Source organism: Desulfobacterales bacterium (assembly GCA_034003325.1).
Lineage (GTDB): Bacteria > Desulfobacterota > Desulfobacteria > Desulfobacterales > JAFDDL01 > JAVEYW01.
On record JAVEYW010000004.1, the window covers coordinates 1 to 26,504 of the forward strand.

Below are 26,504 nucleotides of genomic sequence, written 5' to 3' on the forward strand. Positions count from 1 at the left end.
GCTTTACATCGGAGCCGACCAGTTCCTTGGCATCGTCGCTCAACTCATATCGTTCCCGGCTGCCGTCCTCGTTTTCAAAATCATAAAACGCCGTACCTCTCGCAAACGCGCCGAAATGTTTACTCTTGAGCTCAAGGTCGGAAATAATCTTGAACATGTTATTGAAAATGCCCTTGTCATAGTTCAGATTGCCGTCATCAGCGTTGGGGTTGACATTGGTGCCGCCGGCCGTATTCGCAATGATGGATTCATCCTGATCCTGAACACGATACTGCAGGCTATAGGATAAGGTGGTGTCAAAGCTGGCGGTAAAATCTTCACTCTGATACAACTGCAGCGCACTGACCTGCGCGGGCTGGAAACAACAGCAAAGCATACCGGCGACAACAACAAGCAAGCGCAAGCGTTTTTTACAACTTGTCCCAAAGATAATAAAATTCATACTGTTTTCCTTTTCTTTGTCTCTGTACCTTCGTTAACGTCAATCATCGTGGATTATCTGCAAGCGAAATGAAGAACATTCTGCTATTCCGTTAAATAGGCCGGTACTTTCATCGGCATAAATTGGGCTACGGATACAGCAGCTTAAAGTTCATCGTACAAAGGGAACAGGAAGAAGGCAATCGGCGGCGGGGGGCCGGATTTTTCCTTCTCGTAACGTGATAATCGAAACATCTGCCCCTCATTATTATACGGTGGATTTAACCTCATCCCAAACGAATATTCATTCTTTTGCAGGTAAGGATGAGCAGTATCTAAATATTATCCCTGAAACTCAGCGTTCCTTTTTCAAACCGGTCGCATGTATATTCATAAACATTGGGAATCAATCTCAACCAGACCGCTCCGGATTTGGCTCTATTGGCGGTACATCGGCCCTGTATCGGGTTGGTTACATCAGCAGTACTCCAACGGCACTCTCTACAGGGCTTTTTCGTTCCAACTTCATGTCTCATGGTGATAGGTGATTTCGGAAATTCCATGTGCAAATACCTCCACTAATGTTGCCCGTCACCGGTTTTTCCCCCATCTTTGCTCAATGGAGGAAAACACCAAGCGGTGTTAAAGGGGACGCGCCGCTTAAAAGCGCACCCCCATTGGGCCGTTTTATTTTTCCGCCAATTCAACATCCAAATCATCAAATTGCGCCGCGCCAAACTTCTGATCGGTTCGGGCGATAATCGTGTTCTGACCATAGGTCGATACATCCACGAACCGCGCGCTGTAACCCGCCACCCTTACCAAAAGGTCTTCATGCTTCTCAGGCTCCACCTGCGCCGCTTTCATCTCCTCGGTGCTCACGCAGTTAAACTGCACATGGTCGATTTTCATATCATGCCAGGTCTTCATATACGCGTGCCAGATATCAAACCCGTGCTTGCTGCGCATCAGCGGCAGATTCAACCGCTGGTTCAACAGGTTGAACTTGAACTTCGAGGAATCAATCTTGCCAATAGATCTTAGCACCGCTGTCGGCCCCAGTTTATCTGTTCCCGCCATTGGAGACACCCCGCCGTCATCCAAGGCCTCGCCGCCAAACCGGCCGTCCGGTGTCGGGCCTGTGATCGAGCCCGTAATCATATACATGGCCACATGCTGGGTTCCTACCAGCGGATGCGTCCCGGAGAAAGTGACGATGCGTTTAAATTTACCCGCCATAATATCTTCAAAAACCGCTTTCACTATGGAATCCGCATAATCATCGTCATTGCCCCATTTGGGCGCATTGACGAAATCCAGCCGCATTTTTTCATAGCCCTCCCAATTCGCATGAAGGGCCTGAATCAACTGATCCATCGTGTATTTCTTGTCATCATAAATCAGCTTTTTAATGGCGATCAGAGAGTTACTCGCCGTAATACTGGCATGTGTCTGCATCCACGGATTCGGCAATTCCGTGATACTCACCGCGTCAATCCCGCGCTCCACGCACCCGTCATCCAGACTTGAAAGGAAAGGCAGCTGAAGATATTTCGTCTGAAGCTTCCGGGTGATATCTTTGGCACGCCAGAGGAGATCGTGCACATAATCATTTTGAATTCTAAATGCTTCCCACAGTTCTTCAAATGTCTTGAAAGTCCTTGGGTCGCCGGTTTTCGGCCCCATCTGCATGTTGGCATAAGACCAGTCAAATCCGTCGGCCATCGTGATCTCAAACACTTTTATCGTAAATGACCCACCCCCCCCCTCGGTTCTTACTTTCTGGGCTTTTCTCCGGCCGCAGTGCCCCGGAGACATGCATAGTACCAGCGCCCAGTCCCTTGCTTCCTCCGGAGTCGCTCCAAAATCATTCACCAATTGATTGATGCTCAACTCATCGTTCTTGATTGATGGATACCCCAAACCATCCCTGATACATTCGAACACCAGTCTTTTTGTTTTTTCCCGTCCCTGCTTGCTCCACCTGAAACCGATGGAGGGCTCGGTGGTCCGGATGTTTTTGGCAGCCTCCAAGATGGCATCGGTCATGTCGTTGCAGCCGTCCGATCCATCCGCGTTTGTACCGCCAACCGTCAAGATGAAAAGATCGTTTGATCCAGCAAAGGCCGCCCGGTACTGGCGGTTTTTGCCACATCCGTGCTCGGAAATTTTCAGTCGCTCACATTCCACCAGTTCTACGACCTCTGCATGGTTCATGGGCTGGGCCGATTTCTCGATCACACTCTTCTGATAATACGGCCAGAGCACCTTGTCTTCCTTGTGCGCGTATCCGGAGGCGTAACACTCGATGGAATGGCAGACGAGATAGGTGAACCACTTGGCCTGCATCGCGTCCCGAAGCCCTCTGGCCGGTTTCGCCGGTACATGCTGGCAAATATCCGCGATCATCAGCAGCTCTTCCTTGCGCTTGGCATCCGTCTCAAAGTTCTCCGCCACGATCTTGCACAACCGGCCATGACGCTGCGCCCAGTTGATCACCGCCTTGTCCACCGTGATCATCGCTTCCCAGTTGTCGATCTTATCGGTCAGCGGCAACCGCTCCGGACCGTTCCAGTCGGGAGCCGCCATCTCGGTCATCGCCCGCTGAATATTCTCCTCGCACATCGCGATGCGCTTCAACAATCCGTCTTCGTTCACCGTCTCGTACGGCGGCACCGTGCTGTTATACGCGTTGGCAAAGGTCGGCGCCTCCATCGTCGAAAACTGATACATCCGCTCCAGCTCTTCTTTCGTAAAATACCGCTCCCCATGCTGCGTCAGGCTGTATTTCGACCAATAATCCACAATCGCCATCGCCTCTTCTTTTTCCTCGGGGCAGTAGGGGCTGTTCACAAAATCCACAATATTCAAATGCGAGGTCTCCGGGAACAAGGGCACCTTCTCCGGATGCTCCGCATTAAAGCCCACGATCAACTCATCTTCCTGAAGCAATACCGTGCATTTATTCAATACGTTCGCGATCGCGTCCGCACGCCGCAGCACATACTCCTTGCCCGCTGACGCCTCAAACCCCTGCGTGAAATAACGCATCCGCTCAATGCCCGCCTTCAGGTTCGGGTTTACAAACTCGCCCGCGGCCGTGTGTTTGAGCCGACATCTGGCCTTTAACCGCCTGGTCCGCTCCGTGCTCGGACGCGCCAGCGTGCTCGTCAACCGGTCGTCCGGCACCTGAAGCTCTTCCGGGTTCTCCAAGGGAAATTCGATTGTCCGTCCTTTATACTCTACGGGGTCGGCTACTCTTGTCATACCTTACCTCCTGTTGCCCCCTGACCGGGGTTAGTTCTTGCTGAAGTTCCGGCACACCTCATCCCCCTCAAACACGGGCTTGGACTGCCAAAATTTGCCTTTTTCGTCCTTGTGCTCCGTTACACAGTCCCCTTTGCCTGGTTCATAGTCCTCGGCATCCTTAGGAACGCTAAAAAAAAACGCGCACTCCAAACATTTTCCCATTATTGTCTCCTTCCTTGTCGTATGTTGAGTACCGTGTTAGACAAAAGGCCTATCCCACTAATCAAAGTACCATTCAGGGGTGAATTACTTCTGCTGAAAATTTTCTTAAACGTGATGCCATACTGGCGATGCTGATAGACTGCAGGCAGTCCTTCCTCTACGTAACAGGAATGCCATTCGTTAAATTTGCTATCGGCTGACTAATGCAAGATATCTAATACCAATCAATGCTTTTTGGATTGACTCAAACTGCCATCATCCGACTCGTTTTAAGAAGGATCAAATTGGTGACGCCACTCTGCGGTTACGTCACACCGCAAGGGGTGGGCAAATATCCCAGGAAATAAACGATTAAAAAGCATTTGATTTTTTATTAAATTATAATTTATAAATTGAATTCATAATCTTAAATGCAATATACCTGCCAAAATCTATATCATTTTGTTTTTATTTAATTTATCTTAAATACAGGTATTCTAACGACTTAGATCCACAACAATTTGGGGATTTCCCCCAAAATTTTTTTGGCACCCCCAATATTGATAAACCTAAAAACCTGCCATCACTTAAACTGATCTTTGACAGTATTTCCCCATTTTCATGTTTTTAAGTAAGATAACTTGCTGATATTATTATAAGCGATGTTTTCTGAACCCAAAACGGTAGTGCCAACAACCTATACAGGGCAATCGCAAATGTTTTTTAACAGTTAAGTATTCTTAACAAGTAGCCATTTTCCCAAGCAGCTTTGAGTCTTTTGGATTTTATGCTGCCTTTGAACGATTTTTCCTGTTTGATCAGCTGTCAAAACCTTTGCAGTAGCGTTCGGCTTTGTGACGAAAGACCAAACTATGGAATTGTCCGCGATGAAATAAAGCAACCAATTGACTAAAAAGACTCGCATGTCGTACCATCGTGCTGCCTCCTTGTTTTTTGGCTAACGGTTTTGCTTGGCAGTTAAACCTGAGGGTGAAGACCTTCGTCGGGACTACCGAAAACGCCCTGTACATTCAGATTTGGACAGCATCAATCGCCATGCTGCTGATCAAGCTCCTTCAGTTCAAATCCAAGTTCAACTGGTCGTTGTCAAACCTGGTGGCATTTTTATGCTGGAATCTCCTTACCTATCGGGACTTAGGGGAATGGATCGATAATCCCTTTGATGTCCTTCCCATAACGCCCAGGCCTGTCCATGATACGCTTCCTTTTAAAGGACTTGGACAGCACATGTTAAAACCGACAACCTGATTTCTAAAATGCGCAGCAAGTGGCCATAACCTGCTGAAATTTATTTTAGCGGAAACCGTTTTTTAACTTATTTTGGACAGCAGTGTTACGCCAGTTTGATACCGTTTTTGGACAAGAGTGTAGTGAAAATTAATTTTCAGACTGTCAACGATCAGTTAAAACACAAGAAACCGAATGGTTATACCAAAAAGAAGCTTTCTCGGCATAAATTAACTGATTAAGGAAACAGCATTGATATTAGTATCTTTTTCAACGCGACTTAGAATAATCGGATAAAATTTATCTTCCAGCGGTTAATTTACTGCACGCACGTCAAGCGGCTGTTCCCGTTTTCCGGTAAAAAGCCCCCGAAAACTTTCCATCAGACCGGTCAATGCCGGCAATAAAAGGATGGCGCCGACCATGTTCACGATGAACATAAACGTGAGCAAAAGTCCCATATCCGCCTGAAACTTGATCGGCGAAAAGGCCCAGGTGGCGACACCGATGGCCAGCATCAATCCGATCAAAATGACAGGTTTGCCGGTCTCTCTCATGGCATGGCCATAGGCCACAAAGAGGGGCATTCCCGCTTGAAGATACTGCCGCATTTTAGCGTAAATATAGACGCCGTAGTCCACCCCGACGCCGACACCCAGCGAAATCACCGGAAGGGTTGCGACCTTGACGCCAATTCCCATCCGCACCATAACCAACTGGCAGAGCGCGGAGGTCAGCATCAACGGAATAATGATGGCAATCACGGCCCCCACCCTTCGGAAGGTCAGCGCCACCAGCCCGATCGTGGTGAGATAGACCAAAAACAGCATCGTATACTGGGCTTTGCCAATGACGATATTGGTCGCCGCCTCAATCCCGGACCCTCCAGCGGCCATTAAAAATTTTGAAATCTCGGTGTTGTTCTTGGCGGCAAAGTCTTCAACCAGGTCCACCACGGCTTGAAGGGTTTCCGCCTTATGATCTTTTAAGTAAATCACGACCGGTGAGAGGGTGCCTTCCCGATTGCTGGCGCTGGTGGGAACCTTGATGGCGGATGCGTTGAGCGTCTGCTGATTGCGCGGCAATCCTCTCCACTTGAGGTTTCCCTCATTATATCCAATCAGAAGTGCTTTCACGGCATCCACGACGGAACTGGTCGATTGTACCCCCGGAAGCTGATCGAGCCGCCACTGAAGATCTTCCATTGCGACTAAGTTTCCGTAATCACTGTTTTTTTCCGGCGGCGTGGTGACCATGAGAACAAAAATGTCCGAGCTCGCGGAGTAATTCTGCACCATGAACAGGTTATCCAAATTGTACCGGGAGTTGGGCCTGAGCTCGGGCGCACCGGGATCAAGATCCCCGATCTTCAAATCCTTGCTGCCGATAATCCCGAAGGCGAAAAGCCCGGCCGCCACCAATACCGCAACCTTGGAGACCGTTGGCCGGGTCATTTTGGCAAAGGTAGCCCAAATGCTATTTTGCTTCTCATCCGCGGCGGGAGGAGTGTGTCCGGCAGGCGCTTTTCGAACGCCCGCATACGACATCAGAATCGGCAACATCGTCAGGTTAGTGATGATCAGAATAATGACACCGATACTGGCGCCTGCCGCCAGTTGCTGAATCGCCGGAATTTGAATGACCGCCAGCACGGCGAACCCGAAGCCGTCGGTAATCAAGGCCGTGAGCCCCGGTATATAGACTTGGCGAAAGGCCCGTTTGACGACCAGAAGCTTGTCCACCCCATGCGCCGCTTCCCTGTGCATGGCCGAAATCACCTGCACGCCGTGGCTGACACCAATGGCAAATACCAGAAAAGGAACTAGCATGGAGTAGGGGTTCAGCCCCAGTTGCAATACACTTAACATCCCCATCTGCCACACCGCCGCAGTAACAGAACAGAAGATCAGAAGTAGCGTGCTCCGGATACACCGGGTATAGCCAAGCAAAATGATCAGGGTGATCAATACCGCCAAACCGAAAAACAAGACGATCTTGCCGGTGGCGTCCAGCATATCCCCCATTACCTTGGCAAAGCCGACGATGTGTATCTTGATGGTGTCGCTTTGATATTTATCCCGGACCAGCGTTTCCAGTTTGCCTGAAAACTCCTTGTAGCTTAACGGCTTTCCCGTATCGGGGTTTATTTCCATCAGGGGCACATTGACAACGGCGGATTTAAGATCATTTGCCACCAGCCTTCCGACGATTCTGGCCTTGAGGACATTGGCCTTCAGCAACTCAATTCTTGCCGGTGAGCCGTCATAGGTATCCGGAATCACGGCACCGCCCTCAAACCCCTGCTCGGTCACCTCAATCCATCGGGTATTAGGCGTCCAGAGGGATTCAATGGCGGAACGCTCCACACCGGGAATAAAAAATATTTCATCCGTAACCTTGCGCAGAACATCCAGAAACTCGCGCGTATAAATATCGCCTTGCGTGGTCTCCACCGCAATCCTAACGGTATTTCCGAATCCCTTCAAGTCCTCCTTGTGGGCAAAATAATTGACAATATAGGGATGTTTGGTTGGAATCATCTTTTCAAAATTGGCATCCAGATGAAGGCCTGTCGCCTTGTATCCAAAAAAACAGGTCGCCAATATGAAAACTACCAACAATGCCATACGATTTTTAAAAACGATCGTTTCCAACAAGGATGCTTCTTCATCCGTCGGTTTCAAAATCGCTTTTGCGTTGTCTTTTGCCACCATTTATTTGTCCCCTTGCTGATTATCGGCTATAGGTAAGCGTTGAGGCCCCCTCATTCCCACCATCACCACATTGCCATCCATTGCATCGGCCACGCCGATCCATCCGCCTCCGGATTTTTGCTGCGTAAACGTGGCGGTTTTCCCGGATCCGGTTAAAATCTCACCGGTATAGGAAACCATGATGAGTGTCCCGTCCGAACAGACCGCGGCGCCGCCAATGGTGCCGCCGGTTTTTGTTTGAATATGCCGCCAGTTTCCGCCTAAATCCGTGGAGTGAACCACATTACCGCCAAGCCCGTAGGCCAGCACATAAGGGTCATTGGGATACGCCACGATGCCGAAGAAGGTGCCTTCATAGGGGCATGACAGCTTTTCAAAATGCTCTCCCCCGTCCAACGAACGAAAGATGTTTCCAAATTCACCCGCGATAAAAAGGGATCCATTCGCCCCTGGAGTAATGGCGTTTAAATGATTTCGATCCGGATTGTCTATTCTATCCCAGCAGGCCGTCCACGTGTTGCCCCCGTCCACCGTGCGGCAAAATTGCCCATAAGCGCCGACGACCATTCCTTCCTTATCATTTTTAAACCAGACATCCATCAGCGGCTCGCAACAAATCTTTTTATCAAGGGACCGTTGAAAATCTTCAAGCGTATAACGAAGTGCTTCCAATTCGGTGTTTAATGCCGCTTGACTTTCCGGAACGGCAGCGGCCAACGCCGCTTCTTTTTCCGCCACCAGCGCCTTCGCCAGGGTCAAGCTGGCCTTGATAATCGCCATGCCTTCCAGTTGTACCGTCCAATTCAAGCCGCCGTCATTCGAGTGCAGCACCAGCCCGTCATGGCCGACGGCCCATCCGTTTTGCGCGGAAGGAAAATACACGGCGGTTAATGTCAGACTTGTCAGCACCTCAGCCTGCTGCCAATTAACGCCCTTGTCATCGGAATACACAATATGACCGCGTTCTCCCACGGCCACGATGCGGGTACCGGTATTGACCACGTCCGTGAGCATTGATGAAACGGACTTGCCGGTTTTCATGGCCGGCCGATGTAATAAATCCGTCACTGCAAAAAGCTGTCCGGAACCCAGAAGAGCGAATACGAATACTGCCGTAAAAAGCAGCCAACGGCGGTTAACAGGCCTTATGGTAAATGGAGTAGACTGGGTCATAGCACCCTCTTTTAAATTTTTCGAATAATGTTATCCGTCTCAATAAAAAAACAGTAGCGCTCTCTCGCGAAAGCTTAACAGCTTTCACGAGAGAGCCGCTTTAACATTACTGCCCCATTCTTCGAATTTGATCGGGCAGAAAGTAGGATTCATCTTCCCGCTGATCGGAAATAGGCATATTATCATAATCTGAATAATCATAATTGACGGAAGAGATACCACTGGGAAGATCAAAATGCAGATTCATAAAAATCTGAACTCCGGGAACCTCATACGCGTGAGCAGATACACACATATCGGAGCGCCAGAGCGCGCCACGAGCATCGTACACATCCTGGGTAACAATCCCCCAAAAGTCCTCATCGTATTGCAAAACCCGCTTAGCGTAACTTTGCCGGGCGCCCGGTTTTACGGTTGCTTCCACCAGGCATATCCGGTGAAGCTCAAAACGAAGATATTCCGGAGCAATGTGCCCCTTTTTGTACTTCGTGGTCGGCTCCACTTTGGCCATTGACTTGTAGGAGTTGTAGGGAATGATCATCTCTTTTGTCCCCCGAATTTTCAGTCGTATCGTTTCAGAGAGCCATTAGGGAATTAAGGGGCTATTCCGCTGTCTGATCGAGCTTCTTCCCCGATCTAAGCGCGTATGTTCCGATCAGGGCAATGCTGGCCAGGATCACCAGCCCGAGAATGAACAGGATGCGAAATCCAGTCCAGTCAATCAGGTATCCCCAGATAGTTGCGCCGAAAGCCGCCATGAGAGCTGAAAACATTGAAATGCGCGAGTAGATTTGGCTGTACTCGCGAACACCGAAAATGGACCGGGCCATCAGCGGCACCTGAACCACTGCGCACGCATAGAATGGGCCGAACAGGAATCCGGCGACCAGAACGATTGCAACAGACGTGGGCGCTACCCAGAGAAGCACCAAACCAGCCGCACCACAAATCAGAGCCGTCCACATGCCACCAGCGATACTCTTGTCGGCGATGGTACCCAGGCCGACTTTACCCAGGGCCTGCCCGGCCATCGCAGCCGAAGCCAGCAAGCCGGCAAGCCCGACAACCGTTGCGGCTAGCGGCAGAGAACTCGCATAGGAGGGCAGAAACTGATAGATAACGGAGTTAAATCCCACCAGCCCGGCAAAGGCCGCCGTCGCGAAAAACGGGCCGGACTTGAACGCCTTGGACGCTGAGACCCCCATCACGACGGGTGCGGCCGTCAAGTGGTCTTGACCGTTGTCACCGTAGGGAAGCAGCCCCTTGTCCTTAGGGAAGCTTCGAATCGCAAAGAGGGTGAACGGAAGGGCAATGGCAACGGCTAAAATTCCAAACACCCGATACCCCATCTGCCACCCATGGGTGGTGATAAGATAATCCCCGAGCGGATTGAAAAGCACCCCGCCGACGCCGGTAAACGCCATGCAAAGGCCGACAAAAAAGCCGACCCGCTGCTTGAACCATCGATTGATCAGTGTCGGCACGGCAAGGTAGAGTAAGATGGATTCCCCAAAACCGATGAAAGCGCCCGCAATGTAGAATTGCCACACGGCATTGAAAAATCCCATGGCAAAGAGCCCGCCGCCGACAAGGAGCACGGCCGTGGATAAAACGGCTCTCGCATCCCTTGCCGCCATGATTTTGCCCGCAAACGACAGGGCAAAAAACATCGTAAAACACAAGACCGTCATGTAAACGGCAAAGGTCCCCTTGCCGACGCCCAACGCCGTACTGACAGGGGTGTAAAAAATGCCGGCACAGCTGAACGCCAGCGCCGAGGGACCCATACACAACGCTATTCCGGTGGCTACTACGAGGTAGTGATTGATATTGGACTGCTTGTTGATTCCCACTGACACCTCCCCCAATCCTGTTAAGCGTTTAACCCTGTTACAAGGCGGCCTTTTGAAAAAAGCTTTCAGGTTATAAATACACTGCCGATTGACCCATCCCCACGTCCCTGTTAACAAAACGTTCGCGCAGCAGCGCATACCCTTGAAGAAAATTGATGTAGGAGAAAAACAATATTGGTACCACGTAGGTATGGTCCAAAAGGCTGCTCACCGTTATCTTTACGTCTATCAATACGTCGAGTTGTTGCTGAAGCATCGAAACATAAGGAGGAAGCTGCAAGCTGATATAATAAGTTTTCACATCCCACTTTGCGCTTCACGCAGCAATTTCTTAATGACCTTCCCGCTGGGCGATGTCGGAAAATGAGCCACAAACTCAAACAGCTTCGGTATTTTGTAACCACCAATCAAGTCCCGGCAATGGGATTTAAGCTCATCCGGTGTTACAGTTTCCCCTTCCTTTAAGATAACCAGTGCCTTTACTACTTCCCCCCACTTTTCGTGCGGCACACCGATAACCGCTACCTGTTGAACAGCCGGATGTTTCTGCAGGGCTTGCTCAACTTCAATTGAGTAGACATTTTCACCTCCTGATATAATCATGTCCTTAGTCCGGTCAACAATGTAATAATAACCCTCATGATCGCAATATCCAACATCTCCGGTTTTATACCACCCATCTTTTAACACCTCTGCGGTCAACTCCGGCTTACTATAATATTTTTTAAATACTAAAGGGGTTCGCAACCAAAATTCGCCGGGTTGACAAAATCCAACTTCTTTTCCATTGAAATCCATCACCTTAATTTTTACAAAAGGCAACGGCCGACCACAGGATTTCAGCTTCGCTTCATTTTTTAAATCATGCTCTTCTGGCCGCAATAACGTTATCCCTCCACCACTTTCCGTTGTACCGTATAATTGCATAAAATCGCACTTCATCTCGTTAAGCGCCCTTTGTAGCAATTTTAAACCAATGGGTGCCCCAGCATAGATAATCGTTTTCAAAGATGAAAAGTCTGCCGGTTCATTAATAGAGGCATCCAATAGGAGTTCAATCATTATCGGCACCAGGACAAGCACGGACACATGGTCCCGAACGATTGCTCTTCTCATCCTGTCTGCTCGCACCTCAGGAATTATGGACAGCTTCGTACCGTTGTATAATGCACTGATGGCAAACATAAGCCCCAACATATGAAAGTTCGGCGCTATAAATAGCATGACGTCTTCGATCGAATAGTTCACTGTTGGCTCCAGGTCTAGCAAGAGGAACCAATAATCTATCCCTCTAAAAGACAGTTCTACCCCCTTTGGTTTGCCAGTAGTGCCGGACGTATACAGCTGAATTGCGGTATCCTCACTATTTATATCAACCATTGGCCTATTATTTTCTGAAAATTCAAGCCATTTTTCAATCCCATTTAGTTGGCCTCCCCCAGTATTGAAATAAACCACATCAAATTGATACACGGATAATGCTTTGATTTTAGAAATTATTTCTATATATTCGAACTCGGCAAAAACAATGGGTGCACCCGCATCTTGTATAATAACAGATAGTTCAGCAGGAGAAAGCCGCCAGTTCAAAGGCGCAAACGTTCGTCCTGCCTTTATTGAACCAAATAAAACGTAGAAGTAGAATTCGGAGTTCTTACCGATAAAACCGATTCTCGAATGCCTGGGTATCTTTTTTTCTATCAAGGCATTTGCAATGCGATTACTTTCCCGTTCCAATTCGTTATATGTTACCGTTCGATCCTCTAACAAAAAAACGTCGTTATCCCCTCTATGTTTTGCGTGATAGCTGGGCACATCCGCCAGGGTCTTAATTTCAGGATAAATCCACATAAAAGAATACCTCCATACATATTCAATTAAGATATGCTTATTACCTTAATTGTGCAGTAAAAAATATGAAAAAGACACTGTCATTAATGCCAAGATTTTGGGCACCACTTTTGCTCTCTCAAAGTGCATGCCTTTGACTACTGAAAATATGCTAAGCTCGATTTTTTCTACTGCGTTGAGACCCGTGCCAGTATTTGCAGTATCGGCCAGTATCAATGTAATGGAATTTTTTTGTTTTCAACCCAGAAACATTCGCCAGCATCATTGATACAAAACCCTGCCAAACAGTCAGCAAAAAGACAACCAGTATCACCGCTGTATAAAAAAACAATCGACTGAGGCTAAAGAATGCTACCGGTAATTGCCTAAAAAAGCATACCATTTGCCTGAATAAAAAAAACTGATAGCCCTTCAGCAAAAGCAGCGCTTCCGCAGAAGGGCATATTTTAATTTAATTACCAAACCGCCTTATCTGATCCGGTAAAAAATAATCTTCTGGTTTTCTATCGTTGTAAACAGGCAATCTTTTATGATCTGAGGGGTCAAAATTAACGGAAAGATGGCCAGTTAGCAGATCAGAGTGTAAATTCTGAAAATAAACCACTCCTGGGAGATCATAAGCATTGGTGGTAACTCCCATGTTTGTTCGCCAGAGCTTTAGTTGACCATCGTAACTATCCGCGAGAATGAGCACCCAGCTATCTTCATCAATCATAAAGACTCGTTTGGCATAACTATGCCGATGACCGCTTTTCAAGTTACCTTCCACCACCCAAACCCTGTGAATCTCCCATCGAAGATAGTCGGGATTTATATGGCCTTTTTTATATTTGGTGGTTGGCGAAACCCGATCTAACGCTTTATAACAGTTGTAAGGAATGAGCATCTCTTTTTTACCCACGATTTTCCAGTCGTATCTCTCCAAGGAACCATTGAACAGCCATGCTTCATCAAAGGTAACTGTACCACTGAAGGAGGGGTTCGGGGTATCAAAGGCTATTGTAGGCGCCATTCTCACTCTGCGTTGGCCGGTCAAATACTGCCAAGCTCGCCGCCCTGAATTGGCCATATCGACCGGATCACGCACTAACTGAATTTCCCCTTTTCGTCTTGACGGTTGTAAATATTGATTAAAAAACAAGAAAAAATCTCCTTCGAAGGTTTCTAAACTACCGTCCTTGTAATAGTATGGGTACTGATCTTGCAGTATTGAACCACTGGATATAAGCACCTTACTATCTGGAGTTACAAGATATGCGGTATACTCTTGCGACCTTGATTCTCCCTGCCATCTTAAAATATGATTCCAGACAATTTCCGCGCCGGTTTTTGGAATTGGAAACGGGATGCCGCCATATGCACCCTGCACATTAAGTCCTCCATCAGCCAGATCTGCCCGGGTGGCATTTTTCAGCGTGTTCTCATAAATCCACTCGGGCATGGCGTGGGATCTTCGGGTCGGATAGACATCCAGCCTGAAGGTGTCAGAATATTTTTGAAGAAGTGCCTGAGTTCCCGAAGATAGATTATCTGCATGGTTTTGCATGTTCCCGGCGTTGATACTGAAAAGTATTTTATCGCTCTCATACGGATTCACATACCGGCTGCCAGGTCCCTGGTAACCAGCCGGCGGGGTGGTCATTCCGCCATCCCACGCAGGTATTGTTCCGGCTTCATTGCCGGCTCGCTCCGCGCCGAACGGTGTTAGGGTGGTTTTCAGCTTAGCAGCTTCTTCCGCGGTCACCTTGGCCATCGCAAGCGTTGCGGTCGCCATTATTACGCCGATGAAAAAACAAAAAACAAGCAGTATTCTTTTATTCATTTTTACCTCCGTAAAAATTATGGAAAAACAGTTAGTGCCAAACGGCTTCACTTAATCCGTATTCTCCGGGCTGATAGCTGCAAGCTCGTAGCAGTTCGCATGAACGATCAGAATGTATATTTTACATAGGCAGCAACATAATCTCTGTCCGCTTTGGCATAATCTTCGGCATCGCCCAAAAATTCCGTGTAACTGACGCCGAATTTCAAATCCAAATCGAACGTGAAATCAAATCCGACGGCGATCTCGTTTTGATCTTCCGTCCAGGTTCCGGTCAGAGCTGACATACCATTGACCTTATGCTTCCATGTAACCGGCACTTCCATGTCATAACCGGGGAAAATATTGTTAAATTTAAAAGTGAATTTAAGAAGATAGCCGCATGCGTCGGTATCAATAGTGGCCGCTAGGTTTTCCGCGTCCATGACCGAATTGTATCCGCCTTCCAACAGTACCAGCGTCTGATCGATAAATAAAAAAGGACCGTAAGATTGATAGACGTTCAGAAGATACTGAACCACATCAAATTCCTTGAACTTCCCGCCTACTACCGAAAGCGGAAGATCTTGTCGATAGGCTATTTCTCCGCCAATGTTGGTTTCACCAATCAATGTGCCGAAGCTGGCGCCGATAAGTTTAACATCCTCGGCATATGCGAGGCGATAGGTGCCATCGGACGGATTTGCTCTGAACATCGGAAATTTCTCGTGATAATTGATATAGCACAAGTTCATTTCGGTATAGTTAAGCGCTCTGGCAAGATAACGAAGATTAACACCCCATTGGCCGCTATCGTCCGGCTCATCATCATGTACGCGTGTGTACAGAACCTGACCCGGGCCTCTCAAAAAATAATGTCCCCCCTTGTCCAATAAGTCCGACGTGCTGAAAAATGAACCGGCCGCGTCAAGAACATTCTTTTTATATTCCCATTGGTAATAGGCGGCCACGCTAAAATCTTCAATGACATCCATTTGCATCATGGCTTGCCCGGAGGGCAAATAAACGTCTTTAAGCTCAAAACCCGGCACGTTAACTTGTGTCGCGTCGGCATAACTCATTGCGTTGCCGATTGAACCAAAGGTCGCAAGTGCCTCGCCCCAGGTAACCACTTGTTTACCGACGCGAACCATTAGATTCCGATCTGCGAACCGAAAGTCGCCGGAGACGTATAGATCGCGAAGGTTAACCCCTCTTCCATGAATTTCCCGGGTATCATCATCAAACTCATCATGCTTAGAGGTTCTGCCGCCGACGAAATTATTATTGGTCAATGGAGAATCGTTATCATTATCTTGCGTGTACGCCTGATCGTAAAACCCGTACACGGCTGTGTAAAAAAGAAAATTTTTAAGGGTATAGGCTACCTCGGTGGATATCGAGGCTCTATTGGATGTGAGTGTTCCCTCATCAAAGTTGCGATTCCCGTCATCGCCGTTAATATTTCTAAGATTGAACGAATCCGGTTCCGTCGCGCGGTAGGATATTCCATAATTCAAAGTGGTTTTAATATTAAGTTTGGAATCCTCCGACATTTCAACTTCAAATGCTTTGGACAATGTCGGCAACATGCCGGTAAGCACAAGGCTGCACATCCCCACCATAACGAATTTGATTCCCCTCCTCCAAACCTGTGCCAACACCGATTTCTTTTTTTTCACCATGCTCTTTCTCCTCTTCATGTTATGGGTTGATAAATTGTTCTATATTCTCCTTAAACACACGGGCCTTGATAATCGCAACTTGCCTTTTCATGTTTACGCTCAGTTCCTCCCTCCTTACCCGGCTTATAATCGTCGGCACCCTGAAGAGCGCTGAAGCAATTACGCACACTCCACACATCTTCCCATTATTGTCTACTTCCTTGTTTTATGTTGAGTCCCATATTATACAAAAGGCCTATCCCACTAATCAAAGTACCATTCAGGGGTGAATTACTTCTGCTGAAAATTTTCTTAAACGTGATGCCATACTGGCGATGCTGATAGACTGCAGGCAGTCCTTCCTCTACGTAACAGGAATGCCATTCGTTAAATTTGCTATCGGCTGACTAATGCAAGATATCTAATACCAATCAATGCTTTTTGGATTGACTCAAACTGCCATCATCCGACTCGTTTTAAGAAGGATCAAATTGGTGACGCCACTCTGCGGTTACGTCACACCGCAAGGGGTGGGCAAATATCCCAGGAAATAAACGATTAAAAAGCATTTGATTTTTTATTAAATTATAATTTATAAATTGAATTCATAATCTTAAATGCAATATACCTGCCAAAATCTATATCATTTTGTTTTTATTTAATTTATCTTAAATACAGGTATTCTAACGACTTAGATCCACAACAATTTGGGGATTTCCCCCCAATATTTTTGGCACCCCCCAATATTAATAAACCTAAAAACCTGCCATCACTTAAATGGCGCAACACCTTCCGAGATTTCAGATTTTGAGGTTATTACGAAAGGACGTATCAGATGGAGATCAAGGAAATTACGCTAATGGCGAACAATGTGAATTATAATTGGGGAGAAAAAAGTGACCTGATATTATCTTTGCCTATGTTCGGTTAAACCGCTACACCCCCTTACCAAAAGGGCAGTGCGGATAGGTGCAGGTATCGCAGTCATGGCAAAGCCCGCCGTGACCCAATGCAGCCAGTTGCATTTTTCCGATTTTCTCTCCCGCCAGTATTCGCGGCAATATCAGATCCAGCACCGTGATGCGATGATGCAGCCCGCATGCCGGCATGCCCAGTACCGGTACGTTTCCGATGTAGGCAACTAAAAACATGGCGCCGGGCAACGCCGCCGCGCCGTAGTAAATTTCATCGGATCCGGCCTTTCGAATCCCGGCACGCGTGACATCGTCCGGATCAACGCTCATGCCGCCGCTGGTTAGAATCAATTCACATCCGGCCTTGATGTGATCTTGAATGACGTCTGCAATAATCTCCACGTTGTCCGGCGCAAGGGCCGAAGCAATAACGTCCGACCCAAGGGCATGAATTTTTTGGGTAAGAATGACCTCATACCGGTCTTCAATAAGACCGGTAGATACTTCATTGCCGGTAATCACAAGTCCGGCCTTGAGATGACGCAGCGGTTTGACCGAAATCGTCGCGCCGTTCTGCCTGGCGATGGCTGCGGCGCGTTCAATGGCGGCTCGTGTCATGACCAGTGGAATAGCGCGTGTGGCGGCAACCTGGTCCCCTTTTTTGACGAGTGAATGGGTATGTCGTGTAGCGCACATCACTTCATCGACCATATTAAAGGCGATCAACGCTGTGGTATCCACAAACAAAAGACCGTCTCTACCCGCCAAGAGTTTTATCTTCCCCTCATGCGGTTGCTCGTCATAAACAATGCCGTCTCCGGCCAAGGCTTCCGCGAGGATGACGGCAGCCTGATCTTCGTGAATGTCGCCTTCTTTTATCTCAAGCTCATACAGATGGTTTTTCCCAAGTCGCTGTAACCGGCAGATATCCTCATCGCAAACCATATGCCCCTTTTTAAAAGCGGCGCCTTTGAATTCGCCGGGGCGAATTTCGGTAATGTCGTGCGCAAGTACGGTGCCCACGGCATCTTTTAATGGGATCTTCTTATGCATAATATCTCTTTGATGGGCTGTATTTCATCTCTTTCGTCCAGGCACATGGTTGCGGCAAATGGTTACGCCACGGTTTTCCCGGGGATCCAGTTCATATCGGGCCAGCTTACTTCATGTGAATTTTTGAAATAGGATTGTCCCGCGCAAATTTTGCATAAAATGTTTCCATCCTTTTGCACTTCGCGGTGATCCCTCACCATCTGCCCGCATTGACTGCAGATTACCTTTCGCCGGGTTGGACCTGGAAAATCGTATTCACTCAGCATGACCTCTACTTCATGAACCCGGAACAGAACACTATCCGGCATTCGCTTGTAAGCTTCGATCTGCTGATCGGGATATTTTAAAATATCCGGTGCATAAATCGGCACCAGGTCCCGGGATTCTTCCGTGGATACGATTCGGAACGCCTTTCGGGTTTCAAGGTTTAAAAAAGTAGCGGCCATAATGCCGAAATCCATATGCTTCAAGGATCGACGGCCGAGCTTGACACCGGTGGTATGCGCCACGGCATCTCCCGTGCAGCGATCCATCTCTACATAGATAATCAGTTTTTTGATCTGGTCGTGACGTTTCGGGTCATCCAGCCCGATCAGCCGGCAGCCAAGAACAGCCATGCGCACTCCAACGACCTGTCCCGGGCACAAATGCCCGTGTGCCTCAACTGACGAAGCCAATAATTTATGAAAGGGTTCCAACGTATTTCCACACACCGCTTGGCAAGTTATATCAATTCTGAAAACGTATGGTATTGAACAGGTATACTATCATCCGGCATACAGGCTTCTGCCGCCGCACACATAAAACACCTGCCCCGTGACAAAACTGGCTTTATCATCGGCAAAAAACATCACTGCATTGGCGATATCATCCGGTTCCCCAAAGGTGCCGGTCGGCTGCTTTTTTAACAAGCCGGCAATCTGTTCCGGAGATGCATGGTCCCACATGGGGGTATAGATCAATCCCGGTGCAATGCAGTTGACCGTAATATTTTTTCGTCCCAGTTCAAGGGCAAGGGTCCGCGTCAACCCGACCATACCGGCCTTGGCTGAAGAGTATGCGACCTGCCCCGCTCCGCCTAGCCAGGCTCGGGAAGCAATATTGATGATCCGGCCGTGTTGTTTATCTACCATATGGCCGTGAACTGCTTGGCTGCACAGAAACGCGCCTTTTAAATTCACCTTGACTACCAGATCCCAGTTTTCTTCCTGGACCTTCCGCAACGGCGCAAGAATCTCCATCCCTGCATTATTGACCAGGATATCGATCTTGCCAAAGGCGTCGACCGCCGCCCTCGCCATGGCCTCTACCTGCGCCTTATTGGAAATGTCCGCCACCTGCCCGATTACGTCAAACCCGGCTGCCTTGAACTCCTTCACCGTCTCTTCAACTTTTTCGACCACCACGTCATTGATAACCACCTTAACGCCTTTTTCCGCCATTCGTTGGGCGGTCTGTTTTCCCATACCACTTGCAGATCCGGTGATGAGTGCGACCCTATTTTCAATGCCCATTTTATATTCCTCCATTATTATCGGATAGTTTTGATTTACGATGCATCATATCGACATAGAAAAATGGATGCATTTTCCGCCGCAAACAAAGAGTGTCTGCCCCGTAATGTATTTGGCGGATCGCGATGCAATAAACTCAACAGCGTTATCAACATCCTCGGGCTTGCCGAGCCGCGCCATCGGAATGCTGCCCTTCAGCTTGGCCGTTTCCTCTTCGGATAAGCCGGCATCCGCCATATCGCCAACGCCGATAGAGTTTACCGTGATATTGTCGATGGCGGTTTCAAGCGCCAACGCACGGGTAAAACCGTAAATTGCCGCATTCGCGGCGGAAAGACTCGCCACTTTCGGCCATCCAAGATAGTATAGGCTGCCAATATTAATAATTCGCCCATATTTCTTTTCCCGCATGACCGATACGGCTTCGCGGCAGAAAAGAAACAACGGGTCCGTGCCGGATGTTACCGTCTTATTCCAGTCGGCCTGGGTCAGATCGGTCGTTTTCTTGCCCTGTAGTACATTGGCCTTTACCGCAATATTGTTCACCAGCACATCGAGTTTTCCATAAGTGTCAACAGCTTTCTTCACCGCCGCCTTCACCTCACCCTCATTGGATGGATTCACAACACATCCGATCGCTTCTCCTTTGGCCTCTTTGATCTGCGCGACGGTTTGGTCCACCGAATTCTTATCACTGCCGACAACCACCACTTTTGCGCCTTTTTTCCCGAAGCTCAAACCAATGCTTTTCCCAACTTCGTCGGAGACTCCGTTTATAAGCACCACTTCATTTGATGTGTTTTGCATCATTACGCTCCTTCAATGATCGAAAAAAGATTTTAATATATCCCAATTTCCAAACGTTTCAATTCCCCCTTTTTCACTTTTCCCCAAGCCGTCATCGGTAGAGAATCAACAAATTGAACATGCCTTGGAAACTTATATCGTGCCACCTTTCCCTTTAGAAATTCCAGCACCTCTTCTTTGGTCAACGTTTCATTTTCCCTGCAAACAATAAAGGCCTTTCCAGTCTCCCCCCATCTCTCATCCGGCACGCCGATGATGGCGACATGCGCTATTTTGGAATGATCCGCCAATATACGCTCCACTTCGGCCGGATAAACATTCTCGGCGCCGCTTCGGTACATGTCTTTTGCCCTGTCGGCAATGTATAGAAAACCGCTCTCATCCATATACCCAAGATCCCCTGTGAAGATCTTGCCGTTCACGATGGTGGCGGCGGTTTCTTCCGGCATGTTCCAGTAGCCGGTCATCACGTTGGGACCGCTCCCAACGATATGGCCGATTTCCCCCGCGGGCAATCGATCGCCCTTTTCATCTTCCACCCACATGTCCGAAAAGAAATTGGGCAACCCGCAAGCACCCATCTTGGGGAAAACAAATTCTTTCGGCATCAGCGTCATCGCGGAATTTTCCGTCAGCCCGAAACCCATTTGTAAATACAGCCCTTTTTCAGCAAGCTTTTCGAACAACGTGACCGGCGTCCTTTCCCCGCCGCCGAGCACCACCCGCACACTGCTGAGGTCCACCCGGTCCAGCACACCGGTTTCCAGAACAAAGCGAAACATGGTCGTTAGACCAAAAACAATGGTTGCGCGGTAAGTCTCAATGTCCTTTCCAAATCGCTCGGCATCGAATTTTTTACGCATCAGCAGTGTAACGCCCCGGCACAATCCCGTTGTCGCCGCACCCGCGAGCCCCGCCGAATGGCAAAGGGGCGCCTGGGATAAAAACACATCGTCCTCTCGCATGTCGGAGAAAAAAATATACTGAAAGCTCTTGAAATAGGTTTGGCCGTGTGAAATGACGGCGCCTTTGGGGTCACCGGTGACTCCGGAAGTATACAGAATCAGAAGGGGATCATCCAAATCAATCGGTGCATCCGGCACAGGTTCCGTCTTTGGATACCCGCTGATAACGTCGTGATAATCCATCGCCCATTCGGGAGGGGTATCAAAATTCGATCCGAAAGATCGCAGCCAGACGAACTTATCCGAGTCAACCGCGACAGAAGATCGAATGGGCGCTACCTCTTCTTGCGTCTCATCATGAAATAGGAGCATTCTGCTGTCACAGCTATTGATCTGATAGGCCAATTCCCCTGAAACCATCCGGAAATTCAATGGGACTAAAATGAGCCCCAGTTTTGCTGCGGCAAAGTAGCACGCCAAAAATTCAGGACAGTTAAATAGGTTCACGGCAATGCGATCCCCTTTTCTTAACCCTTTATCCTGGAAAAAATGTGATAGCTGATTAACCTCATCGTTCAGCGCCCGGTATGAAACGGGTTCATCTTCAAATATGACGGCTGTTTTTTGGGGCGCCAGCATTGCCCGTTTGCTCATTATTTTTCCAACGCTCCACTGCATAACCTCATGTCCTCTATTTTTTTCGGATTCGGCAAAGCAATGCCCGCATTGATGGGAAGCCGGTTATGGGGTCAGCCGGGCTGTTATCCGTCAGCAAATTTACATTGGCGCTCCACCCATGCGTTATCGCGATAACACCCGGGAGAATGTCGTCAGCGACAGCGGCGGCTATCTCAATCTTGCCTCTTTTGTTCTCAACGACCATCATATCGCCATCGCCAATTCCGTACTCAGCAGCCGTATCGGGATGGATTTCCGCAACAGCCCCTTTCGCCGCGTTTCGCAGCTTATCGATGTTTCTATAGGCTGAGCCGTGAACCGGTGCAGCTCTGGCGCCGGTTGTCAGGATGATCGGATATTCCCTGAACAGTTCGGGGGTGGAGATGGGACTTTCCGGCGGTTCTTTGTATGTGGGCAAGGGATCATGCCCTAGTTCCGCCAGTGTTTCTGAATAAATTTCCACTTTTTTGGATGGTGTGTAAAAATACCCGCGGCCTTCATGGTCTTTGTATTTCTTTTTACCCAGAGGCATGCCTTCAGGGGGGCCTTCCGCCATTTTACCAATGGAAAGCCCACTGGGCTCGAACATATAGTCTATCACCTCATCCGTATTCTTCCATGGAAAATATTCCTCAAAACCCATCCTTTTCGCCAGTTCCAGATAGAATTTCATGGCAGACCAGCATTCCCCTACCTGCAGTACTTTCTTTCTCAACATCGCCCACGGAAGGCCAAACAGCACGTTATAAAAATCAAAGATGTCCTGGCGTTCAAACCCGGTGGCACCGGGAAGAACAATGTCCGCAAGCCGCGTCGTGTCGGTCTCAAACATTTCCATCACCACCAAAAAATCCAGTTTCTCGAAGGCCTGACGAACCTTCGCGGAGTTCGGCCAACTCAGCAACGGATTGGATGATGAGACGATCGCCGCTTTGATCGGATAGGGTTCTCCGGCCAGTATGGCGTCCGGAACCAGCATGGTTTGCCCTTCACCTTCGCCCAGCAGTCTTCCCCATACGCTATGGAAAAGCGGGTAGATATCACATCCCAAAGGCTTTTCATTCAACATTTCTTCCAGTCTGATCGGACTCCTGCGGACGCCCGATAACACAATATCGCCGCCGGGAACGCCAAAATTCCCTGTAATCGCCTGCAAAATCGAAATGGCACGATGGTTCTGAACCGCATTCCCCGATTCTTCGATGGCGTTATGAGGCGAAAGAATGGTTGCGGGTTTGATAGAGGCATACATCCGCGCAAGATCTTTGATTTGATTGGCCGGTATCCAGGTAATCTTCTCCGCCCATTCCGGTGTAAAGGAGTCCACATGCAGTTTCAGTTTATCGAATCCGTAGGTCCATTTCTCGACAAACGCCTTATCGTAAAGGCCTTCGGTTATGATAACGTGCATGAAGGCCAGCAACAAAGCGCCATCCGTCCCCGGCCGAATCATGACATGAATATCCGCTTTTTTGGCCGTTTGGGTCCGCCTCGGGTCAATGACGACCACTTTGGCGCCTTTTTTTTGCGCTTCAAGAATCTGCCGCCCGACGGTTTGCTCGGACTGGTGGGGATTATGCGCCCAAACAAAGATACATTTGCTCTCATCCAGATCCTGAACCGCATAATTTCCAAATGTCAAAATGCTTCCGACCAACCGGCTTCGCCAACACATGGCGTCCACGGAAAATACGCTGGGTGTTCCGAAGGCGTCGCAGAATCTTCGAATGAAGCTGATCGTGGAGGTACCCTCAACCAATACGGGATAACCAAAGATCACGGCCAGGGATTTCGCGCCGAACTGTTCCTTGATCGGCCTCAGTCTGGCTGCAATGGTATCCAATGCCTCATCCCAACTGATTCTCTCCCATGATCCGTTCACTTTTTTCATCGGATATTTAATTCTGTCCGGATGATGGACCCATTTATCGGCATTACCGGCCCTGGCGCAAACGACCCCTTTACTGTTGGGATGACTCTTGAGACCCGTTACTTTATCTATCCTGCCGTCTTTAAGCGTGACATTGACACCGCAGCCCTGATGACACATCGGACAGACGGTGGTCACCACATCATCGTTCTGCGCTGTAGCAACTGCGTCTCCTGCCATAACTCCCCCTATGATATTAGAAATTAAAGTTATAAAAATCAGACCTTTATCTGGTAGAAAAGTGATTACGATAATGGACTTATCCGGCAAAGTAACGCCCGTATGGACGGGTAGCCCACAACTGGATCAACTGGTTCATTATCGGTGAGTAAATTAACGTTCGACTGTGGCCAACCATGCGTTATACTGACCACGCCGGGAAGAATATCCTCTGTAACATCGGCCTTGATTTCTATTTTGCCTCTTTTGGTCTCCACCTGCACCATAGCCCCATCTGTTATTCCATACTTATGTGCCGTCTCCGGATGTATTTCGGCTATCGGACCTTTGGTAAGATTTTGCAATTTTGATACATTCCGATACATGGAGTGAAGTACCGGTCTGAGCCTGGCACCGGTGGTCAGAATGATGGGGAATTCCCCATACAGTTGCGGTGTGGAAAAAGGGCTTTCGGGTGGTTCTGTAAAGGTGGGCAAGGGATCATGGCCCAATTCCTCAAGCGTGTTGGAGTATATTTCAACCTTCCCCGAGGGTGTGGGAAAGCGCCCTTTGGTTTCATGCACCTTGAACAGTTTTTTGCCAAAGGGCATTCCTTCAGGCCATTCTTCCATGAGTTTTTTGATGGTTAACCCTGTCGGCTTGAACATATAATCGAATACCTCATCCGTGTCTTTCCACGGAAAATGGTCTTGGTAGCCCATCTTTTTGGCTAATTCCAGGTAAAATTTCATATCAGACCAACATTCACCAATATCAACGATTTTCCGTTTCAACATGACATAGGGAATACCCGTAAGAACGGAGTAAAAATCATATATCTCGGTCCGTTCAAAACCGCTGGCCGCCGGTAGAACAATATCAGCCAGCTTGGCTGTATCGGACATAAACAGGTCCATCACCACCAGAAAATCGAGGTTTTTAAAGGCCTGGCGAACCTTTTGGGAATTAGGCCAAGTCATCAGCGGATTAGAGCCGGAAACAATGACGGTTTTTATCGGATAGGGATCTCCTTTTAAAATAGCATCGGGTACCAGCATGGTCTGCCCCTCGCCCTCGCCCAGCAGTCTACCCCAAAAACCGTGAAAAAGCGGATATCGGTCCATCCCCAGCGGCTTTTCTTTTAACATTGCTTCGAGCCTGATGGGGCTTCGTGGGGACCCGGAAAAGGTCACGTCACCTCCCGGAACACCAAAATTGCCGGTTATAGCTTGCAGAATGGAGATCGCTCGATGATTCTGGGTCGCATTGCCCGACTCTTCAATCGTGTTGTTGGGCGATATGATTACGGCCGGTTTTTCGGAACTATATACTCGCGCCAATTCTCTGATCGTTGTTGCCGGAATCCAGGTAACTTTTTCAGCCCACTCCGGCGTATACTGTTTCACATGCGCTTCCAGTTTGTCGAAACCATGAGTCCACTTCGAGACAAAGTCCTCGTCATAACGTTTTTCCGAGACGATGATATGAAGCATGGCGAGGAGCAGCGCACCATCTGCGCCCGGCCTCATTTTGATATGCATATCCGCCTTCTTGGCCGTTTGAGTTGTTCTTGGATCAATGACGATCAATTTGGCGCCTTTTTTCTGCGCTCTAGAAATTTGCGCCATAACTGGCCAGGCGGAATTGTGGGGATTGTTTCCCAATACAATGATGCATTTTGACTCCTCGACATCCGGCATAGGATATTTCCCAAAGGTCAAAAGTGTCCCCACCAAACGGGCACGCCAACACATGGCGTCCACCGAAAACACACTTGGTGTACCGAAGGCATCACAAAACCGCCGGATGAAACTAATGGTACCGGTACCCTGCGTCAAAACAACCATGCCAAAGCAAATAGCCAAAGAACTGGCGCCATATTTTTCCTTGGTCAGCTTAAGTTTATCCACGATGGTCTCCAATGCCTCATCCCAGCTGATTCTTTCCCATCCCCCATTCCGCTTTCTCATTGGATATTTAATTCGATCCGGATGATAAATGAACTCCCGGGCACGCGTCGGCCTAGGGCATATCCCCCCCCTGTTTAGCGGATGGCTTTCTATCCCGACGACATTTTCGATCTCGCCGTTTTTAACGGTTACCTTTACCCCGCATCCCAGTTGACACATACCACAGGCTGTTATTACCGTTTCTGTGTTTTCATTTTGAGAAACATTTTTTGTTTCCATAACCCTACCTCCAACCTTTTCTCCGGCTCAGCCAAGGGGAATGTTGTACTATTCGCGGTTCGATATGTTTTTCTCGCTCCTTCTTTAGGGCTGCGGAAAAAATAATATATTCCAAGTTCCATCCCCTGCCGACGTCGTATTTGCCCCTTTTTCAATAGAAAAGTCCCCAAAATAGATCTTC

20 protein-coding genes are annotated in these 26,504 nt (G+C 48.5%); 1 reads left to right on the forward strand and 19 read right to left on the reverse strand.

Translation table 11 applies throughout. The annotated features are described in order from the left end of the window. From RBT11_05070 to RBT11_05090, 5 genes are all read right to left on the reverse strand, one after another. Positions 1-442: DUF1302 family protein (locus tag RBT11_05070; protein ID MDX9786118.1), on the reverse strand; the 442-nt coding region annotated here is incomplete at its 3' end. Positions 443-755: 313 nt separating this feature from the next. Next, positions 756-983 carry a benzylsuccinate synthase beta subunit family protein gene (locus RBT11_05075; GenBank protein ID MDX9786119.1) on the reverse strand — a complete coding sequence of 76 codons (228 nt, stop codon included), beginning with the start codon at positions 981-983 and terminating at the stop codon, positions 756-758. Between the two features lie 124 nt (positions 984-1,107). Then, complete coding sequence (locus RBT11_05080; protein MDX9786120.1) at positions 1,108-3,687, reverse strand: pyruvate formate lyase family protein; 2,580 nt, start codon at positions 3,685-3,687, stop codon at positions 1,108-1,110. A gap of 30 nt (positions 3,688-3,717) precedes the next feature. After that, positions 3,718-3,891 (reverse strand): benzylsuccinate synthase gamma subunit family protein, encoded by a 174-nt coding sequence (locus RBT11_05085; GenBank protein ID MDX9786121.1) that lies wholly within the window; start codon positions 3,889-3,891, stop codon positions 3,718-3,720. A 797-nt stretch (positions 3,892-4,688) separates the two neighbouring features. Then, positions 4,689-4,901, reverse strand: coding sequence for a DUF4372 domain-containing protein (locus RBT11_05090; protein ID MDX9786122.1), 213 nt, complete (start codon positions 4,899-4,901; stop codon positions 4,689-4,691). On the opposite strand from RBT11_05090, the gene RBT11_05095 reads away from it, so the two are divergent. Then, entirely contained in the window at positions 4,861-5,139 is a 279-nt protein-coding gene (locus RBT11_05095) for a hypothetical protein (GenBank protein ID MDX9786123.1), read from the forward strand. The two genes, RBT11_05090 and RBT11_05095, sit on opposite strands and share 41 nt — an antisense overlap. A 293-nt stretch (positions 5,140-5,432) precedes the next feature. Here RBT11_05095 and RBT11_05100 read toward each other — a convergent pair whose 3' ends face one another. The 14 genes from RBT11_05100 to RBT11_05165 all read right to left on the reverse strand — a co-directional run bounded on the left by RBT11_05100 (position 5,433) and on the right by RBT11_05165 (position 26,323). Further along, the gene (locus RBT11_05100) at positions 5,433-7,832 is read right to left on the reverse strand and encodes an MMPL family transporter (protein MDX9786124.1); all 2,400 of its coding nucleotides are present in this window, start codon (positions 7,830-7,832) and stop codon (positions 5,433-5,435) included. Further along, complete coding sequence (locus RBT11_05105; protein MDX9786125.1) at positions 7,833-9,005, reverse strand: YCF48-related protein; 1,173 nt, start codon at positions 9,003-9,005, stop codon at positions 7,833-7,835. Between the two features lie 106 nt (positions 9,006-9,111). Next, positions 9,112-9,576 carry a DUF1329 domain-containing protein gene (locus RBT11_05110; GenBank protein ID MDX9786126.1) on the reverse strand — a complete coding sequence of 155 codons (465 nt, stop codon included), beginning with the start codon at positions 9,574-9,576 and terminating at the stop codon, positions 9,112-9,114. Between the two features lie 31 nt (positions 9,577-9,607). Continuing rightward, complete coding sequence (locus RBT11_05115; GenBank protein ID MDX9786127.1) at positions 9,608-10,858, reverse strand: MFS transporter; 1,251 nt, start codon at positions 10,856-10,858, stop codon at positions 9,608-9,610. Between the two features lie 297 nt (positions 10,859-11,155). Continuing rightward, positions 11,156-12,709 carry an AMP-binding protein gene (locus RBT11_05120; GenBank protein ID MDX9786128.1) on the reverse strand — a complete coding sequence of 518 codons (1,554 nt, stop codon included), beginning with the start codon at positions 12,707-12,709 and terminating at the stop codon, positions 11,156-11,158. Between the two features lie 451 nt (positions 12,710-13,160). Continuing rightward, positions 13,161-14,531 (reverse strand): DUF1329 domain-containing protein, encoded by a 1,371-nt coding sequence (locus tag RBT11_05125; protein ID MDX9786129.1) that lies wholly within the window; start codon positions 14,529-14,531, stop codon positions 13,161-13,163. 107 nt (positions 14,532-14,638) lie between these two features. Beyond that, positions 14,639-16,195 carry a DUF1302 family protein gene (locus RBT11_05130; GenBank protein ID MDX9786130.1) on the reverse strand — a complete coding sequence of 519 codons (1,557 nt, stop codon included), beginning with the start codon at positions 16,193-16,195 and terminating at the stop codon, positions 14,639-14,641. A 914-nt stretch (positions 16,196-17,109) separates the two neighbouring features. Further along, a complete protein-coding gene (locus RBT11_05135; GenBank protein MDX9786131.1) occupies positions 17,110-18,141 on the reverse strand; it encodes a molybdopterin-binding protein in 1,032 nt (343 codons plus the stop codon). 62 nt (positions 18,142-18,203) lie between these two features. Next, positions 18,204-18,854: an FmdE family protein gene (locus RBT11_05140; GenBank protein ID MDX9786132.1), complete on the reverse strand. Its 651-nt coding sequence runs from the start codon at positions 18,852-18,854 to the stop codon at positions 18,204-18,206. A gap of 54 nt (positions 18,855-18,908) precedes the next feature. Continuing rightward, the gene (fabG, locus tag RBT11_05145; protein ID MDX9786133.1) at positions 18,909-19,655 is read right to left on the reverse strand and encodes a 3-oxoacyl-ACP reductase FabG; all 747 of its coding nucleotides are present in this window, start codon (positions 19,653-19,655) and stop codon (positions 18,909-18,911) included. A 45-nt stretch (positions 19,656-19,700) separates the two neighbouring features. After that, entirely contained in the window at positions 19,701-20,465 is a 765-nt protein-coding gene (locus RBT11_05150) for an SDR family NAD(P)-dependent oxidoreductase (protein ID MDX9786134.1), read from the reverse strand. A 29-nt stretch (positions 20,466-20,494) separates the two neighbouring features. Continuing rightward, positions 20,495-22,021 (reverse strand): AMP-binding protein, encoded by a 1,527-nt coding sequence (locus tag RBT11_05155; protein MDX9786135.1) that lies wholly within the window; start codon positions 22,019-22,021, stop codon positions 20,495-20,497. Positions 22,022-22,058: 37 nt separating this feature from the next. Next, on the reverse strand, positions 22,059-24,155 hold the full coding sequence (locus RBT11_05160) for a molybdopterin-dependent oxidoreductase (protein ID MDX9786136.1): 2,097 nt from the start codon (positions 24,153-24,155) through the stop codon (positions 22,059-22,061). A gap of 65 nt (positions 24,156-24,220) precedes the next feature. Next, positions 24,221-26,323, reverse strand: a complete 2,103-nt coding sequence (locus RBT11_05165; GenBank protein MDX9786137.1) for a molybdopterin-dependent oxidoreductase — start codon at positions 26,321-26,323, stop codon at positions 24,221-24,223. Between the last annotated feature and the right edge of the window lie 181 nt (positions 26,324-26,504).

Excerpts from the sequence above, each read along its gene's own strand:
- RBT11_05090 (MDX9786122.1), bottom strand. The coding sequence starts at position 4,901 with ATGTACAGGGCGTTTTCGGTAGTCCCGACGAAGGTCTTCACCCTCAGG.
- RBT11_05100 (MDX9786124.1), bottom strand. The coding sequence starts at position 7,832 with ATGGTGGCAAAAGACAACGCAAAAGCGATTTTGAAACCGACGGATGAA.
- RBT11_05150 (MDX9786134.1), bottom strand. The coding sequence starts at position 20,465 with ATGATGCAAAACACATCAAATGAAGTGGTGCTTATAAACGGAGTCTCC.
- RBT11_05125 (MDX9786129.1), bottom strand. The coding sequence starts at position 14,531 with ATGAATAAAAGAATACTGCTTGTTTTTTGTTTTTTCATCGGCGTAATA.
- RBT11_05165 (MDX9786137.1), bottom strand. The coding sequence starts at position 26,323 with ATGGAAACAAAAAATGTTTCTCAAAATGAAAACACAGAAACGGTAATA.
- RBT11_05105 (MDX9786125.1), bottom strand. The coding sequence starts at position 9,005 with ATGACCCAGTCTACTCCATTTACCATAAGGCCTGTTAACCGCCGTTGG.
- RBT11_05135 (MDX9786131.1), bottom strand. The coding sequence starts at position 18,141 with ATGCATAAGAAGATCCCATTAAAAGATGCCGTGGGCACCGTACTTGCG.
- RBT11_05080 (MDX9786120.1), bottom strand. The coding sequence starts at position 3,687 with ATGACAAGAGTAGCCGACCCCGTAGAGTATAAAGGACGGACAATCGAA.
- RBT11_05120 (MDX9786128.1), bottom strand. The coding sequence starts at position 12,709 with ATGTGGATTTATCCTGAAATTAAGACCCTGGCGGATGTGCCCAGCTAT.
- RBT11_05160 (MDX9786136.1), bottom strand. The coding sequence starts at position 24,155 with ATGGCAGGAGACGCAGTTGCTACAGCGCAGAACGATGATGTGGTGACC.
- RBT11_05155 (MDX9786135.1), bottom strand. The coding sequence starts at position 22,021 with ATGAGCAAACGGGCAATGCTGGCGCCCCAAAAAACAGCCGTCATATTT.
- fabG (MDX9786133.1), bottom strand. The coding sequence starts at position 19,655 with ATGGGCATTGAAAATAGGGTCGCACTCATCACCGGATCTGCAAGTGGT.
- RBT11_05075 (MDX9786119.1), bottom strand. The coding sequence starts at position 983 with ATGGAATTTCCGAAATCACCTATCACCATGAGACATGAAGTTGGAACG.
- RBT11_05085 (MDX9786121.1), bottom strand. The coding sequence starts at position 3,891 with ATGGGAAAATGTTTGGAGTGCGCGTTTTTTTTTAGCGTTCCTAAGGAT.
- RBT11_05130 (MDX9786130.1), bottom strand. The coding sequence starts at position 16,195 with ATGGTGAAAAAAAAGAAATCGGTGTTGGCACAGGTTTGGAGGAGGGGA.